Raw genomic sequence first — 15,114 nt, 5'->3', positions numbered from 1 at the left:
GCCATGGCAGTCATCCGTTATGTGCTCGCCGCGCTCAAGCCTGGCGTGAAAGCCGAGGATTACGAACGCTTCGAGCGCGAAGTGGATTACAAAGTGGCAGCCGGATTGAAAACCATCATCAGCTATCGCACCCATCGCATCGGCGAAGTGGGGATGGGCCTGCAGGGCGGCCCCTGGGATTATATCGAGCGGATCGAAATCACCGATCGTGCCGCCTATGAGGCAGAACTGGCGGTGGCCGGCAAGGATTTGATCGACGAACTTTATGCCAAATATCTCGATAGATCGAAAACTGTGTCGATCTGGTCGGAACTGATAGAGCCCTGATCGCTTCGCCATGACCGATCTGGCAGGCAAGGTGGCATTGATCACCGGCGCTTCCTCGGGCACCGGCGCCGAGATTGCGCGCGCTTTTTCCCATGCCGGCATGCAGGTGGCTGTGCATTACCGCTCCGAGGCCGGTGCCGCCAAGCGGGTAGTGGACACGATCCGCGATGAAGGCGGAACAGCCGTTGCTTTTCAGGCCGATCTCGCCGATGCAGCCTCCACGCGCGATCTGGCGACAGCGGCTGTGGAGCGCCTTGGCACGATTTCGGTGCTGGTCAACAATGCCGGGCCGTTTATCGATACGCCCTTCCTGAAGCTGAAGGAACGCGATTGGGATGCCATGCTGGCGGCCAATCTGAAAGCGCCCTATCTGCTGGTGCAGGCCTTGGCGCCGGCGATGATCGAACAGGGCTGGGGGCGCATCATCAATCTGGGCGCCACGTCTGCCCTGGTGCGCAGCCACGGAATCTACGGCCTGGCAAAAGCGGCCTTGCTGCATCTCACCGAAAGTCTGGCGTTGGAACTAGCGCCTGCCATCACGGTGAATGCCATCATTCCCAGCCAAATCGCATCGGCGCGCACGGATACGATGCCGGTTTATAAAAACGCTGCAATTGCCGGTACGCCGATGGGTCGTTTGGTCACGGAAAGCGAGATTGCGAAAATGGCCGTGCTGCTATGCCGGCCAGATTTCGATTTCATGACCGGCCGCCCCATTTTGCTGGATGGCGGCCGGGCATTGCCTCAATTCCCTCGTCTGAAAATCGACGAGGCTTGAGCGATCAGCCAAAAGCCTTGCGCAGTTTCGGGAATACCTTTTCCGAATACAGCTTGATGAACTTCGCCTGGTCCGGCCCCGGAGCATGGAACACCAGGTGGCGGAAGCCCAACTCTACATAGGGGCGGATGCGCTCCACCTGCTCGTCCGGATCTACGGAAACGATCCAGCGGCTGGCGGCACGATCCAGCGGCAGGGCATCGGCCAGACGCTCCATTTCCAGCGCATCCTTCACGCTGGTTTTTTCTTCCGCCGAAAGCGCCAGCGCGGCCCAGAAGCGGGTGTCTTCCTTGGCCTGCTGCAAATCCGTATCGAAGGAAACCTTCACTTCGATCATGCGGTCGATGCTGTCTGGCGCGCGGCCGGCGGCCTTCAGGCCGGCATCCACATTGGGCAGCAGCGTTTCACGATAAAGCTCCGGCGCCTTGCCGCTGGTGCAGATGAAGCCGGCGGCCACTTCGCCGGCCAGAACCGAGGCGGTGGGCCCGGCAGCCGCCACATAGATCGGCACCGGATTTTCCGGCTTGTCGTAGATGGTGGCGTTTTCGGTGCGGTAATACGTGCCTTCAAAGCTCACGCGATCTTCGCGCCACAGCTTGTTCATCAATTCGATGGATTCCTTCAGGCGACCGAACCGCTCCTTGAAGCCCGGCCATTTCATGCCGAGAGCGGGCACTTCATTCAGCGATTCGCCGGTGCCCACGCCCAGGATGATGCGATCAGGAAACATCGATCCCAGCGTGCCCACGGCCTGTGCCACCACGGACGGATGATAGCGGAAGGTCGGCGTGGCAACGCTGGTGCCGATCAGAATGCGGTTGGTACGCGCGCCCACGGCGCCCATCCAAGCGAAGGAATAAGGCGCGTGGCCGCCGGTATGGCGCCAGGGCTGGAAATGGTCGCTCACGAATACGGAATCGAAGCCGGATTGCTCGGCCAGAACGGCAAAATCCAGCAGCTTCGAAGGCGTGAATTGTTCAGCCGAAGCCTTGTAACCGAGTTTAAGCACGTAAACCTCCTGTGGCACTCATGCAGTATTAATCAGGCGCTGCGGCGCGAAAGCGCTTGCGGATCGTTGGGCGCGGTGAGGATCAGCGGCGCCAGATCGGCAGGATTCTCGGCAGCGGTTTCGCGTTCGGCATCCACCGGGCGATAAAGCGTGTCGCGCTGCTGCGGGATGCGGCCCACCGAGCGGATCAGGGCGCGCATCGCGGGCGGCGGCAATTCCTGGCCATGCTGGGTTCCGGCGGCGCGGGAAATGCTTTCATTCATCAAGGTGCCGCCCAGATCGTTGGCGCCGGATTGCAGGCAAAGCCGCACGCCGGTTTCGCCCATCTTCACCCACGAGGTCTGGATATTGGCGATCTGGCCATGCAGGGCCAGGCGCGATACCGCATGCATCAACACGGCCTCGCGCAGGGTTGGCCCGCGCCGCGCACCGCCCTTGCGGAATACCGGCGCTTCCATGGCCACGAAAGGCAACGGCACGAATTCGGTGAAGCCGCCGGTGCGTTCCTGCAGGTCGCGCAATGCCAGCAGATGCAGTGCCCAGGAATCCAGGCCTTCCACATGGCCGAACATGATGGTGGACGTGGTGCGGATGCCCACCTTATGCGCGGCCTCGATCACATTCAGCCATTCGCCGGCGCTGATCTTGTCTGGGCAGATGATCGCGCGTACGGCATCATCCAGGCTTTCGGCCGCCGTGCCTGGCAGGGTGCCCAGGCCGGCATCGCGCAGGCGCTGCAGGAATTCCGATACGCCGATGCCCAAGGTGGCCGCACCCTGGCTGATTTCCAGCGGCGAGAAGGCATGGATATGCATATCCGGCACGGCGCGTTTCACCGCGTGGCAGATATCGATATAGGTCTGGCCGGTATAATCGGGATGGATGCCGCCCTGCATGCATACTTCGGTGGCGCCGCGCTCCCAGGCTTCCGTCACCCTGCGGGCGATTTCGTCCAGCGCCAGGTCATAGGGTTTGCCGCGCAGGTCGTCATGGGTCTTGCCTTTGGAGAAGGCGCAGAATGTGCAGCGGAAATAGCAGATATTCGTGTAGTTGATGTTGCGGTTCACGGCATAGCGCACAATATCGCCCACGGTTTCGCGGCGCAGCGTATCCGCGGCCTCGCAAACATGGCGGAAATCGCGGTCGCGGGCCTGGAACAGCCGCATGATATCCGCCGTATCCAGCCGCTGCGCGGCGGTGGCTTGATCCACGGCGCGGGCAATAGTGCGATCAACGGCTGCCAGATAGGGCGTGCGGTTGAAATCCGCCAGAGCGGTTTCCGATATCGGCAGGCCGGGCGCCCAGTTTTCGGTGCGGGCCAGGCCTTCGGCATCGCTCATCAAAAGCATGGCGGGGCGCACCCGGGCGTCCAGCCAGCGCTGCGGGTCGCGTGCGTATGCCGGATAGATGGTCAGGCGTTCAACCAGCAGATGGCCGGTGGCGGCGGTGGCTTTCGCCAGCGCCTCGATTTCCGGCCAGGGTGCCTCCGGATTCACGTGATCGGGGGTTACCGGCGAAACGCCGCCCCAATCGTTCAGACCCGAGCCCACCAGCGTGCCGTAGAAATCCGGCGTCAGGTTGGGCGGCGCCTGGATATTCATTTCCGGGCCCAGGATGATGCGGGCTGCGGCAATGGTCCACAGCAATTCCTGCAGATCGGGTTCGTCCGCACCGGCCAGCTTGGTGCCGGGCTTGGCGCGGAAATTCTGCACGATCACTTCCTGGATATGGCCATGACGTTCATGCAATTCGCCAATGCGCCGCAGTGCGTCGATGCGCTCGGCGCGCGTTTCGCCGATACCGATCAGGATGCCGGTGGTGAAAGGGATGGCCAATTCGCCGGCGGCTTCGATGGTTTGCAGCCGCACGGAAGGCGCCTTGTCTGGCGAGCCGAAATGCGGACCGCCGCGTTCGCAAAGCCGGTCGGCGGCGCTTTCCAGCATCATGCCCATGGAGGCCGACACCGGGCGCAGCATCGCCATCTCTGCCTTGGTCATCACGCCGGGATTGAGATGCGGCAGCAGGCCGGTTTTATCCAGCACAGCGCCTGCCGCTTCGGCAAGATAGGAGAGCGTGCTGTCATGGCCCAGCGCGGCCAGCGCATCGCGCGCTGCGGCATAGCGCGCTTCCGGCTTGTCGCCCAGGGTGAACAAAGCTTCGTGGCAGCCGGCGCGGCGGCCCTGTTCGGCAATGCGCAGCACCGCATCGATGCTCAGATAGGCAGGCACCCCGGGTTTGGGCGTTTCGGCGAAGGTGCAGTAATGGCACACATCGCGACACAGCTTGGTCAGCGGGATGAAAACCTTGCGCGAATAGCTGATCCGCCGGCCATGCCCGGCATCGCGCAGGACCGCAGCCTGCCGCAGTAGATCGGCAAAGGGCGTCTGTTCCAAGTCGCGCAAAGCCGAAATGTTCAACACATGCAAACCCATTCTCTGCCCGGCGGCGGCCGGATGAAAACCTTGCCCTTACTATACTCCACGGGCATTTCCGCCAGAAGGCGGATTTGCATTTTTACCGCATTTTTATTGCGATTTCCGTGTGTACCGCATTCCGGAACGCTGTTCCTTGCCGGGTGTCTCTGTTTCGCCCGCCTGTCTCACTTTCACTTGCTTTCCAGATGCCCGCCAAAGCCTGCGCGCATCGCCGAGAGGATTTTTTCGGCGAATTTTTCCTCGCGGCGCGACCGGAAACGGGCATAAAGCGCGGCGCTCAATACTTCGGCGGGCACCGCCTGTTCGATGGCGGCCTGCAGGGCCCAGCGGCCTTCGCCGGAATCGTTCACCCGGCCGGAATAACCGGCCAACTCGCCATCCTTGGCAAGTGCCGTGGCGGTCAAATCCAGCAACCAGGAGGTAACCACGCTGCCACGACGCCACACTTCAGCGATATCGGCCATGTTCAGGTCCAGCCGCAAATCGGCAGGCAGGGTATCGTCGCCGGCATGCTTCATGATGTCGAAGCCTTCCGCCATGGCCTGCATCATGCCGTATTCGATGGCATTGTGGATCATCTTCACATAATGCCCGGCACCGGCCGCGCCGGCATGCAGATAGCCTTGCGTCACGCGCGGATCGCGGCCTTCGCGGCCAGGCGTGAGAGGGATGTCGCCCTGGCCCGGCGCCAGGGTGGCGAAAATCGGATCCAGCCGGTGCACCACGTCGTCGGGCCCGCCGATCATCAGGCAATAGCCGCGCTCCAGCCCCCAAACGCCGCCGCTGGTGCCCACATCCAGGTAATGCAATTGCTTTTCGCGCAGCTTGGCAGCGCGGCGGATATCGTCCTTCCACATGCTGTTGCCGCCATCGATCACGGCATCCTGCGGGCTTAGCAGCGGCATCAGTTCATCGATGGTGTTTTCGGTGATTTCGCCGGCCGGCAGCATCAGCCAGATCGTGCGCGGCGGGGCCAGTTTCTGCACCAAGGCAGCCAGGCTGTCGGCGCCCACCGCGCCGCTATCGGCCACCAGGCCGGCCACAGCCTTGGGATCGCGGTCATACACCACGCATTCATGGCCGCCGCGCCGCAGCCGGCGCACCATGTTGGCCCCCATGCGGCCCAAGCCGATCATTGCAATCTGCATGTCTCACTCCATCACGAACGCTGATAATGCCGCGCAGGTTACTCCGCCGCGCCATCCAGGCCAAGCAGCGCCCGGCCTTCCCAGGCCGTGGTCATGGAATCGCAGAGTTCCAGTATTTGCACCACCTCCAGGATTTCGGCATCGCTGCTGCCCAGCGCCTTGGTTTTGTTTTCATGCACTTCGATGCAGCCGTCGTTCCAGTTGCTGGAAAAGCCATGGTTCTTCAGCGTGATCGCCATCGACATCAGTTGCACGCCGCGTTCGTCTAATGTGCGCGGTGCCAGTTTGATGGCATCCGAGCGCTGCAGATACAACCGCAGCCATTCGCCATCGGCGGCATAAACGCGGAATCCATTGGCGATGTATTTGCGGGTTTCCACGACCTTGCGGAAAATATCGGCGATGGTTCCGCTCTTGGGCGGCTTCACTTCCGGAAATACACCCGAACGCCACAGACCCAGCAGCTTCTGCGCATCCTGAAAGCCGCGCAGGCCGCGATAGAAATCCAGGATCTTGAGGATCAAGCGCAGATCATCCTGGGTGGCGCCGGCGGCCAGCGCACGCTGGCTGTGATATCGTGCCGCCACGCCATAGCGGTTGATCGTGTAGCCCACCACGAATACCAGCTCGCGCAGCTTGGGCTGCAATTGCCCGGCCTCGATATGGGCAAAGCGCTGGCGCATGGCATCCAGCCAGGTGTCCTCGCCGGCGAATACCGCCAGATAGGTCGGCTCGGGTGAAACAGTGTTGATGACGGCCGCGTTCATGATGAACTCCCTGGATCAAGGCGCGTGTTCGATGGCGGTGCGGATGGCGCGTTCGGCCAGATTCACCAGCAAATGGGTTTTATGGGCATTGTCGCGCAGCGGCAGGCTGCCCTGCACGGCCAGTTCGGCGGCGGCGCGAATCTGTTTTGCATCCGGTCGCCCGGCGGCCAGCAAGGCGCGTTCCGTTGCTTCGGCGCGGATCGGCAGCGGCGCCACGGCGCCGAGTGCGATGCGAGCGCCGGTAATCCGTCCGGCTTCCCAATCCAGCCGCACAGCCACCGAGCTTTCGGCAAAATCGCTGCGTCGCACGGCGAATTTCTCGAAAGCATGGCTGCTGCGTGCCGATAACGGCAATTCAAAGCGCAGCAGCACTTCCCCAGCGGTAAGGCAACTGAGGCCGGACCATTGGTAGAAGTCTTCCATCGCCACCTTGCGTTGGCCGTTGGGGCCGATGATCACAGCTTGCGCGCCCAACGCGGTAAAGATGGGCGCCAGATCGGCCGGGCAGGGCGCAGCGCAGCGTTTGGCACCGAGAATCGAATGGAAGCGATTGTTGCCCTGCACGGCAAAGCAGGGGCAGGTGGCGCCGCCCAGCTTGTAGCAGGGGAACGCGCTGCGGAAGAACCAGCAGCGTTTTTCCTGGCAAAGATCACCGGCCACGGTGGCCACGCGGCGGATCTGCGGCGTGGCGATCAAGTCCACACCTTCGGCCAGCATGGGCAGAATCCGGCGCACCAAATCGGAATCGGTCAGGCTGGCCAATGTATTGCCGGCGCCGATATGCAGCATGTCGTCTTGCAAAGCGATGCCGCGCAAAGCATCCACCCGCGCGGTATCCACCAGCAATTCCGTATCGTAAATGCCTTGGCGCAGACCAACGAACAGATCGGTGCCGCCGCCCAAAAGCTTCGTGCGCTTGTTCGGTGAAGCCAGAGCCGCAAGCAGGCCGTCGATATCGCGCGGTGCGGCGATTTCGGGTTTCACGCCCTGTTTGGGGGTGTTGGCGAATTTGGTGCCGATCTTACGCAGCACGGGAAACACCGCCGCCGGATAGGCCTTGCGCACGGTGGCCACTTCCAGATTGTAGGGCCGCTTCCAGGGCTTCAGTGCCAGTTTCCGTCCGGCTTGCAATTTCGGCAGGATACGGTCGGGGCTTAGCGGCAATTCATAAAACCGCATGCCGGTGGCATGGGCCACGGCATTGGCAATCGCCGCGATACTGGCATTGATAGTTGGCTCCGCGCCGGCCTTGGCGCCGAACGGGCCTTCCGGATCGTTGGTTTCTATCAGTGCCAGTTCGATCGGCGGCGCGTCGCCGATCCGCGGCACCTTGTAATCCAGGAAGCTGGCATTCACCGGCCGTCCTTCTTCGAAGATCAATTCCTCCTGCAAGGCCATGCCGATGCCCTGCAGGATGCCGCCATAAAGCTGCCCTTCGATGGCAACGGGATTAAGCGCGCGGCCCACATCTTGCGCGGCCACGATCTTGAGGATGCGCACCTGCCCGGTGGCCATGTCCACTTCCACTTCGGCGGCCTGGGCGCCGAACACATAGGTGGCGGCATAATTGCCGATACCGGTGGCCGGGTCTGGCCGTTCGCCCGGCGTGGAATAGCGGGCCTCTGCATTCAACTCGCCGCACAAAGCGGCCACTTCGGCGATATCGGCCATGCGACTGGGATCTGCGGTGCTGCGAACTTTGCCTTCGGCGAATGCCAGGTCGTCGGGATTGCAGTTCCAATGTCGGCCCAGTTCGCGCGCCACCATGGCACGCAAGGCCTCGCCGGCCCGTTTCGTGGCATTGCCGGAAACAAAAGCCACCCGCGATGCAGCGCTGCCCAAATCGGGCGGTGCGGCATCGGTATCCATATGCGAAACGCTTACCAATTCGCTCGGCACGCCCAGCGCTTCGGCGGCAATCTGCGCCAGGGTGGTGTTCTGCCAGGTGCCGGTATCGGCGGTTTGGGTATGCACCACAAAGCGGCCATCGGCCAGCATCTGTATCCGCGTGTTGGAATAATTGCCTTCCTGATAGATCACGCCGCCGCTGGGGTGGATCATCGCGGCAATGCCCACGCCGCGCAACTTGCCGGGCGTTGCTTCGCGCGGGCCCTGGCGTTTCTCGGCCCAGCCGATGCGGCGTGCCACTTCATTCAAGCAATCGCTCTGGCCGCAACTGCTGATCTTCCAACCCAGCGGCGTTACATCGCCGCTCTGGTTGGCTTGGCGCAGACGGTATTCCAGCGGATCCATGCCCAGATGGGCGGCGATCTTATCCATATGGGTTTCGATCGCCCAGATCATCTGCGGCGCGCCCATGCCGCGATATTGGCCGCCGGGCACTTTGTTGGTGTAAACCAGATCGCAATCGTAATGCGCGGTTTCCACGCGATAGAGGCAGGTGGTGCGTTGGCGTGCCGCGCCCACATAGGTGGGGGCATAGGCGGTATAGGCGCCGTTATCGATCTGCAGCGATGTGGCGCGGGCCAAGATGCGGCCATCGTCGGCTATTGCGGTACGCAGTCGGATCCGCTTGGCATGGTCGGTCTTGCCGCTGATGAATTCCTCGCGGCGATCCAGTATCAGTTTAACTGGGCGCTGGGCTTTCACGGCCAGCATGGCGGCCAGCGCTTCCTGCTCGCAGATTTTGGATTTGCCGCCGAAACCGCCGCCCACTTCCACGCCGCGCAGATGCACACGCTCCACATCCAAGCCCACCACATGGGCCACTTCCTTGCGGATGAAAAACGGCGCCTGGGTTGCGGTCCACAGCGTCAGGTCGCCGCTGGCCGGATCGAAGCTTGCCACGGTGCCGTTGGTTTCCATGCAGGCCGGCACCGCGACGCCATGGCTGAATTCATCCTCGAAAACCTTGGCGGCATCGGCAAAAGCCTGTTGCACGGGGCCGTAATCGCAGGTGAAGCGGATGGCCAGATTGCGCCCGCCAAGCATATTGGCCGCCTCATGCAACGGCAAGGCATCGGGCGCCAGCGCGGCCTCCGGCGTCAGCAGCGCCGGCAGGATTTCGTATGTCACCTCGATCAGCTTCAGCGCGGCTTGCGCCGCTTCCAGGGTTTCGGCGGCGATGGCGGCAATTTCCTCGCCATAAAACCGCACCTTGCCACGCGCCAGCGGATGGCGGTCGGAATAGCTGCCGCCCAGCTGGTAATACGGCTTGCCGGGAAAATCCTCGGCGGTGATTACAGCCACCACGCCGGGAGCGGCGCGCGCCGCAGTCACATCGAGGCCGGATATCAGCGCATGGGCGTGCGGGCTGCGCAACACGGCGGCATGCAACATGCCGGGCAGGGCGATATCCTGGGTATAAACCGCGCCGCCGCTCACGCGCTGTTCAGCGCCCTTTTGCGGGATGCGGCGGCCCACTTCGCGCAAGGGGGCGTTCATTGTTTATTTCCCACGCTCAGCACGGCGTCGATGATCTGGCGATAGCCGGTGCAACGGCAGATATTGCCGGTCAGGCCATGCACCACATCGGCTTCGGTAGGCTGCGGATTGCGCGCCAGCAGCGCGCTGGCGGCCATGATCATGCCGGATGTGCAGAATCCGCATTGCGTGGCGCCATGATCGATGAAGGCCTGTTGCAGGGCGGTCAGCCGTTCGGGTGTGGCCAGGCCCTCGATCGTGGTGATGGCACAGCCTTCGGCGCGAAAGGCTGGATAAAGGCAGGAGCAGACCGCCTCACCTTCAACCCACACCGTGCAGGCGCCGCATTCGCCATTGCCGCAGCCGATCTTGGTGCCGCGCAGGTTCAGTTGCTCGCGCAACACACGGGCAAGCGGCTGAAGCGGATCGGCTTCCGCCGTCTGCTCGATGCCGTTCACCCGCAGGGTCAGTTTCATGGCACGGCTTTTCCTGGCGTTTGCAGATGGCGCATCGAGCCATACAGCATCTGCAATTTCTGGAATTCCGTTGCATCGTGGAAGCTGCAGTTGCCGCGGCTGAAATTCTTCGCCACCTCGATGGAGAAGCGCACGGATTTTTCGATATCGTCGAGCTGGGTGGCGCCGGTGGCGCTGCCTGGCACGACGCTGCGCGCAGTCACCGCCACGCCCACCACCGGCACACTGGCATAAACCGAAGGCTGCAAAATCGAGTTGATATGGAACAGATCGTTGGTATAGGGCGTGATATCCTGGGTGCTGAGCGGCATCACCACGGCGGGCTCGGCGGTCACGATCTCCAGAATGTCGATCAAATCCTTGGCCACCGGCAGGATATAGCCTTCGCGCACCGTTGGCGTGATGGCGATGCCCTTGTGGTTCACCACGCGGTTGCCGCGCGATGTGTCGATGCTCAGCACGGCTGCCATATCGGGGTGGATTTCCAGCTTGCCCAGAATGGTGCGGTCTACCGGCGACGACATGAAGGGCACCGGCTGATGCGGCCGCGTGGGCGCTGCCGGGCAGATATGGGTGGAGATGATCACATCGCCATCCAGGCGATCGCCTTTCGCCGCCATGCTGGCCAGTTTCGCCGCCATCGCCACGGCGGCGACGGCGCCATCGGCATCGGATACGATGCCAATCTGCGCCGGCCTGGCGCCGATGCCGCCCAGTTTACCGATCACGCCCAGCGCCGGTGCGCCGGCCCGGCTGCCGGGGATGCGGATCTGCATGAAATCGGTATGCCGGTCCGGTGCGGCCACGCGCTCGATGCGGATGTCCTCCACGCCTTCATCGCGCAGATGATCGGCCACCGCCTTGCCATCCACATAGGCGCTGTCCAGCAATTCATAGGCATCGATCACTTGTCGCAGGGCCATGGCGTTGCGCCTTCTCAATCGCCGCGAATGGCGGGCATTACATCTTTCAGAAACAGCCGGGTCATCTCGGGGATGGTCATGCCGGCGGCTGGGTAGGGCAGTACGATCACCTGATCCACGCCGCAAGCTTCGATGGCGCGGATGCGATCTATGCATTCCTGCGGTGTGCCGGCGATCGAAAGATGCCCGGCCAGTTCATCGCTTACGGTTTCGCACATGGCGCGGTCATATGCCGCCGAACGCGAATAGCCATGGCGTTCCAGTTCCTCCAGCAGGCGCGGCGCGCTGATACCCAGCAGGTCCAGCGCTTCCGGGGTGGATTTGATGGTGCGGCCGATGGCGGGCTTTACGGCGGCGCGGGCTGCGTCGCCATCGGGCGATACCGAGGTATAGGCCCAGACCAGGGTTTGCGGCTTGCCGCGTTCGGGTGAGCGCTTTTTCAGGCCGGCGGCGATTTGCTCCTGCGCCGAACCGATTCCGTTGCGTGAGGTGAAATGCCCGATGATAACGCCATCGGCCACTTCTCCGCCCAGCGCGAGAATCTTCGGGCCGCGTCCCGCGATATAAACCGGAATCTGCCGCGCCGAAAAATTCATCTGCGCTGCCTTGGCGTAAACCGGGCCATCCAGATTGGTGATCGATTCACCGGCCCAGAAACGCCGGCACATATCGATTGCCTCGCGTACCGCTGTGGCGGGTGCATGGCGCTTGATGCCCAGCGCGTCGAAGCCGCTCACGCCGGCTCCTATCCCCAGGATGGCGCGGCCATTGGACAGTTCATCCAGCGAGGCCATGGCGGCAGCGGTGAGCAATGGGTGGCGGATATAGGGGTCGGTCACGCCAGGCGCGATGGTGCTGCGGCTGGTGGCGCAGGCAAGCGCAGCCATGGCAACGAATACATCGCGGAAGAAGCGTTCGTCGGGCACCCAAAGGGCAAGATCGCTGGCTTCGCATTCCTGCCCCAGGCGTACGAATTCAGCCAGCGGCAGCTTAGGCAATACGGCAATACCGAGTTTCATGAGGATTACGCAGCTTCCACGGAATTGTCTTTGGTTTTCGTGCCGGCGGGCCGCTCGTTGTTCAGCAGCAGGTCGGCGGCACGATGCAGATGGGCGCGCACGATCTGGTCCGCCTTGTCGCCATCGCGCAGCTCCAGGGCATCCACCAGCAATTCATGCTCGCGCACGAATTGGCGGCAGGCTTCCAGTGTATGGATCTGCATATCCTCGTCGGTGAAGATGAATTCGCGCTGATTTTCGAAAGCCTGGATCAGGCGCGGCGAGCGCGAGGCATGCGCCACGATTTCATGGAATTCCAGGTTCAGTTCTGCGCGGCGCACGGTATCGCCCAGTTCGATGGCCATGTTGGCGGCCACATTCTCACGCAGGCGCTGGATTTCCGGGTTGGTGATGTTTTGTGCCGCCAGGCGCGCGGCATAGCCCTCGATGGCGGCGCGCACATGATAGGCGTCGGCAATATCCTGGCGCGGATCGGTGACGATATATCCGGCGCGGCCGGCGCTGGCGATCAGGCCATCCTGTTTCAGTTTGGCCAAGGCCTCCCGCAGCGGCGTGCGGCTGACACCCAGGGCCTGAGACAATTCGGTCTCGATCAGGCGGGCGCCTGGCTGCAGATTGCGGCTTAGGACTGCCAATCTAAGGTTGCGATAAACGCCTTTCCAGGTCGGTTCTCGGCGTGGCAGCTTGAAGGTGTCTTCCAACATTCTGTATCCAGTATACAAATAATGATGGCTCTAATGGCGGCAAAACCGCCATATATTGCTACTGTTATCATGTATTCTGAGCAAATAAAAGAAAAATGACTGACTTTTGGATCGAAAAACAGGATTGACACTGAATACGGTATACAAGACAATTCGGCGTCACGTGGCGCTGCGGCAAGGCATGTACGCAAGCTTGGTGCCGCAAGATGAAACTATAAGTCGCACACCAATTCCTGGAGGCCTGCGTTTGATTCCCGCCCGATCCGCCGCCATGGCCGATATACCCCACCTGTTTGTTGGCTTGCCTGCGGGCTGCCTTGTAGAAAGGCCCTGAGGCCATGTCGGTGCGTGAGCAAGAGCCTGTGGGGGTAGAGGTCGACCGGATTTCGGTGGCCTATGGCGACACGATGCCGATCCGCGACCTGTCGCTGACCGTGCAGCCCGGCGAATTCCTCTCCCTGCTTGGCCCCTCGGGCTGCGGCAAGACCACCACTTTGCGGGCGGTGGCCGGCTTTGTGATTCCGGCGTCTGGCGATATCCGCATCGGCGGCCGTTCGGTGGTGGGCATGCCGCCCAATCAGCGCAATATCGGCATGGTCTATCAGGATTATGCGCTGTTTCCGCATATGACCGTGCTGGAGAATATCGCCTTCGGCATGAAGATGCGGTCTTTCCCAAAGGCCGAGATCGAGCCGATGGCGCGTCGCATTCTGGCGCAGTTGCAGTTGGGCGAATTCGGCCATCGCTATCCCACTCAGCTTTCCGGCGGCCAGCAGCAGCGCGTGGCCCTGGCGCGCGCGCTGGTATTCAATCCTTCGGTGCTGCTGCTCGACGAACCGCTGGCGGCGCTGGATCGCCAGTTGCGCGGCGACATGCAGTTCGAGTTGCGTGAATTGCAACGCCGCTTCGGCATTACCACGGTTTTTGTCACCCATGATCAGGAAGAGGCGTTGTCGCTGTCTGATCGTATCGCGGTGCTCAATCGCGGGGCCATCCTGCAGGTGGATGCGCCGCGCAGGGTTTATGATTATCCCGCGCATCGCTTTGTGGCCGAATTCATCGGCGTGGCGAACATGCTGCCGGGTGCCGTGACCCCGGCAGGCGATAGCATTGTTCTGGATGGGTTGGAGGGCCAGCACCGCCTGGGCGGCAAGCATGCTGCCGGTGCGGTTACGCTGATGCTGCGGCCCGAGCGGATACAGATCGCGTCGGCCGGTCAGGCTGTGGCTGAAGGCCGCAACAGCCTGCGCGGCACGGTGGTCAATTCGGTATTCGTCGGCACCACCATCAAGTATCAGATTGCGGTGCGGCCCGATCTCGTGCTGCGCGTGGATGTGCCGGCGGAAGTGCAATCCACCAGCGATGCCGGCGCCGAGGTGCTGCTGAGCTGGCGGGCCGAGGATGCACGGCTGTTCCGTGACGATCTGTTGGAGGCGTGATGCGCCTGCTGCTGATCAGCAATTCCGGCCGCCCAATGCTGTGGCATTGCCTGCAGGATATCCATCATTTTCTGGGTAGCGTGCGCCGGGTGGGCTATATCACGGCGGCGCGTCTGGATGATGAAGAGGCGCGTTTCAAGACCGCCGCCGAAGCTTTGGTACAGGCCGGCATCACCGCCGAGCATTTCCGTGTGGACGATGCCCTGCCTGCCAGGCTGAAACAGGCCGAGGCGGTGTTTGTCGGCGGCGGCAACAGTTTCGCCTTGCTGCAAAGGCTGCGCGATAGCGGCATGCTGGCCTTGCTGGCCGAACGTGTGCGCGGCGGCATGCCTTATATCGGCACCAGCGCGGGCAGCAATATCGCAGGCCCCAATATTCTTGCCACCAATGACTGGAATGTGGTGGGCACTGCGCGCTTCGACGCGATGAACCTGGTGCCCTGGACGATCAATCCGCATTACCAGGAAAGCGATCCGGCCATGGCGCCGGGCAGCGAAACCCGCGATCAGCGCATCGGCGAATATCTCGCCGTCAACAGCAATCCGGTGCTTGGCATCGAAGAACAGACCGCCGTGCGGGTGGAAAACCAGTCTGCCATCGTGGTGGGCAGCGGCCGTGCCAAGCTGTTTTTGCGCGGCCGTGCGCCGCGCTGGCTGAAGGCCGGCGAAGCTGTGCCGTTGATGGCCCTCGAGCCGGCGTGAGACG

General features: G+C 62.3%; 13 protein-coding genes. 4 read left to right on the top strand and 9 right to left on the bottom strand.

Going from position 1 to position 15,114, the window contains the following annotated elements:
* The first annotated feature begins 3 nt into the window (after positions 1-3).
* Positions 4-327, top strand: coding sequence for a hypothetical protein (locus KF827_RS03760; protein ID WP_291000324.1), 324 nt, complete (start codon positions 4-6; stop codon positions 325-327).
* 10 nt (positions 328-337) lie between these two features.
* Positions 338-1,105 carry an SDR family NAD(P)-dependent oxidoreductase gene (locus tag KF827_RS03755; RefSeq protein ID WP_291000321.1) on the top strand — a complete coding sequence of 256 codons (768 nt, stop codon included), beginning with the start codon at positions 338-340 and terminating at the stop codon, positions 1,103-1,105.
* Positions 1,106-1,109: 4 nt separating this feature from the next.
* On the opposite strand, the gene fgd is transcribed toward KF827_RS03755, so the two are convergent.
* The 9 genes from fgd to KF827_RS03710 form a co-directional block, all read right to left on the bottom strand.
* A complete protein-coding gene (fgd, locus tag KF827_RS03750) occupies positions 1,110-2,114 on the bottom strand; it encodes a glucose-6-phosphate dehydrogenase (coenzyme-F420) (RefSeq protein WP_291000318.1) in 1,005 nt (334 codons plus the stop codon).
* A gap of 32 nt (positions 2,115-2,146) precedes the next feature.
* The gene (cofH, locus tag KF827_RS03745) at positions 2,147-4,534 is read right to left on the bottom strand and encodes a 5-amino-6-(D-ribitylamino)uracil--L-tyrosine 4-hydroxyphenyl transferase CofH (RefSeq protein ID WP_291000314.1); all 2,388 of its coding nucleotides are present in this window, start codon (positions 4,532-4,534) and stop codon (positions 2,147-2,149) included.
* A 185-nt stretch (positions 4,535-4,719) separates the two neighbouring features.
* Positions 4,720-5,697 carry a phosphogluconate dehydrogenase (NAD(+)-dependent, decarboxylating) gene (gene gnd / locus KF827_RS03740; protein ID WP_291000311.1) on the bottom strand — a complete coding sequence of 326 codons (978 nt, stop codon included), beginning with the start codon at positions 5,695-5,697 and terminating at the stop codon, positions 4,720-4,722.
* A 38-nt stretch (positions 5,698-5,735) separates the two neighbouring features.
* On the bottom strand, positions 5,736-6,464 hold the full coding sequence (locus tag KF827_RS03735) for a carboxymuconolactone decarboxylase family protein (protein WP_291000308.1): 729 nt from the start codon (positions 6,462-6,464) through the stop codon (positions 5,736-5,738).
* A gap of 15 nt (positions 6,465-6,479) precedes the next feature.
* A complete protein-coding gene (locus KF827_RS03730; protein ID WP_291000305.1) occupies positions 6,480-9,869 on the bottom strand; it encodes a molybdopterin cofactor-binding domain-containing protein in 3,390 nt (1,129 codons plus the stop codon).
* Positions 9,866-10,324: a (2Fe-2S)-binding protein gene (locus KF827_RS03725; protein ID WP_291000302.1), complete on the bottom strand. Its 459-nt coding sequence runs from the start codon at positions 10,322-10,324 to the stop codon at positions 9,866-9,868. The genes KF827_RS03730 and KF827_RS03725 overlap by 4 nt, the downstream gene beginning before the upstream one ends.
* On the bottom strand, positions 10,321-11,247 hold the full coding sequence (locus KF827_RS03720; RefSeq protein ID WP_291000299.1) for a DUF1177 domain-containing protein: 927 nt from the start codon (positions 11,245-11,247) through the stop codon (positions 10,321-10,323). The genes KF827_RS03725 and KF827_RS03720 overlap by 4 nt, the downstream gene beginning before the upstream one ends.
* A 14-nt stretch (positions 11,248-11,261) precedes the next feature.
* Positions 11,262-12,266 (bottom strand): LLM class flavin-dependent oxidoreductase, encoded by a 1,005-nt coding sequence (locus KF827_RS03715; protein ID WP_291000297.1) that lies wholly within the window; start codon positions 12,264-12,266, stop codon positions 11,262-11,264.
* Between the two features lie 5 nt (positions 12,267-12,271).
* Complete coding sequence (locus tag KF827_RS03710) at positions 12,272-12,970, bottom strand: GntR family transcriptional regulator (protein WP_291000294.1); 699 nt, start codon at positions 12,968-12,970, stop codon at positions 12,272-12,274.
* A gap of 338 nt (positions 12,971-13,308) precedes the next feature.
* Between KF827_RS03710 and KF827_RS03705 the strand changes: the two genes are divergently transcribed.
* Entirely contained in the window at positions 13,309-14,409 is a 1,101-nt protein-coding gene (locus KF827_RS03705; RefSeq protein WP_291000291.1) for an ABC transporter ATP-binding protein, read from the top strand.
* Positions 14,409-15,110 carry a dipeptidase PepE gene (gene pepE, locus KF827_RS03700; protein ID WP_291000288.1) on the top strand — a complete coding sequence of 234 codons (702 nt, stop codon included), beginning with the start codon at positions 14,409-14,411 and terminating at the stop codon, positions 15,108-15,110. The genes KF827_RS03705 and pepE overlap by 1 nt, the downstream gene beginning before the upstream one ends.
* Positions 15,111-15,114 lie beyond the last annotated feature (4 nt).

The sequence above is a fragment of the Ferrovibrio sp. genome, from assembly GCF_019636075.1.
GTDB lineage: Bacteria > Pseudomonadota > Alphaproteobacteria > Ferrovibrionales > Ferrovibrionaceae > Ferrovibrio.
The sequence above is the reverse complement of the archived record's forward strand: the minus strand, read 5'-3'. Positions and strand labels throughout refer to the sequence as shown.

Coding starts and splice junctions, on each gene's coding strand:
- KF827_RS03720 (WP_291000299.1), bottom strand. CDS start 11,247: ATGGCCCTGCGACAAGTGATCGATGCCTATGAATTGCTGGACAGCGCC.
- gnd (WP_291000311.1), bottom strand. CDS start 5,697: ATGCAGATTGCAATGATCGGCTTGGGCCGCATGGGGGCCAACATGGTG.
- KF827_RS03755 (WP_291000321.1), top strand. CDS start 338: ATGACCGATCTGGCAGGCAAGGTGGCATTGATCACCGGCGCTTCCTCG.
- KF827_RS03715 (WP_291000297.1), bottom strand. CDS start 12,266: ATGAAACTCGGTATTGCCGTATTGCCTAAGCTGCCGCTGGCTGAATTC.
- KF827_RS03725 (WP_291000302.1), bottom strand. CDS start 10,324: ATGAAACTGACCCTGCGGGTGAACGGCATCGAGCAGACGGCGGAAGCC.
- KF827_RS03735 (WP_291000308.1), bottom strand. CDS start 6,464: ATGAACGCGGCCGTCATCAACACTGTTTCACCCGAGCCGACCTATCTG.
- KF827_RS03760 (WP_291000324.1), top strand. CDS start 4: ATGGCAGTCATCCGTTATGTGCTCGCCGCGCTCAAGCCTGGCGTGAAA.
- KF827_RS03730 (WP_291000305.1), bottom strand. CDS start 9,869: ATGAACGCCCCCTTGCGCGAAGTGGGCCGCCGCATCCCGCAAAAGGGC.
- KF827_RS03705 (WP_291000291.1), top strand. CDS start 13,309: ATGTCGGTGCGTGAGCAAGAGCCTGTGGGGGTAGAGGTCGACCGGATT.
- pepE (WP_291000288.1), top strand. CDS start 14,409: ATGCGCCTGCTGCTGATCAGCAATTCCGGCCGCCCAATGCTGTGGCAT.
- KF827_RS03710 (WP_291000294.1), bottom strand. CDS start 12,970: ATGTTGGAAGACACCTTCAAGCTGCCACGCCGAGAACCGACCTGGAAA.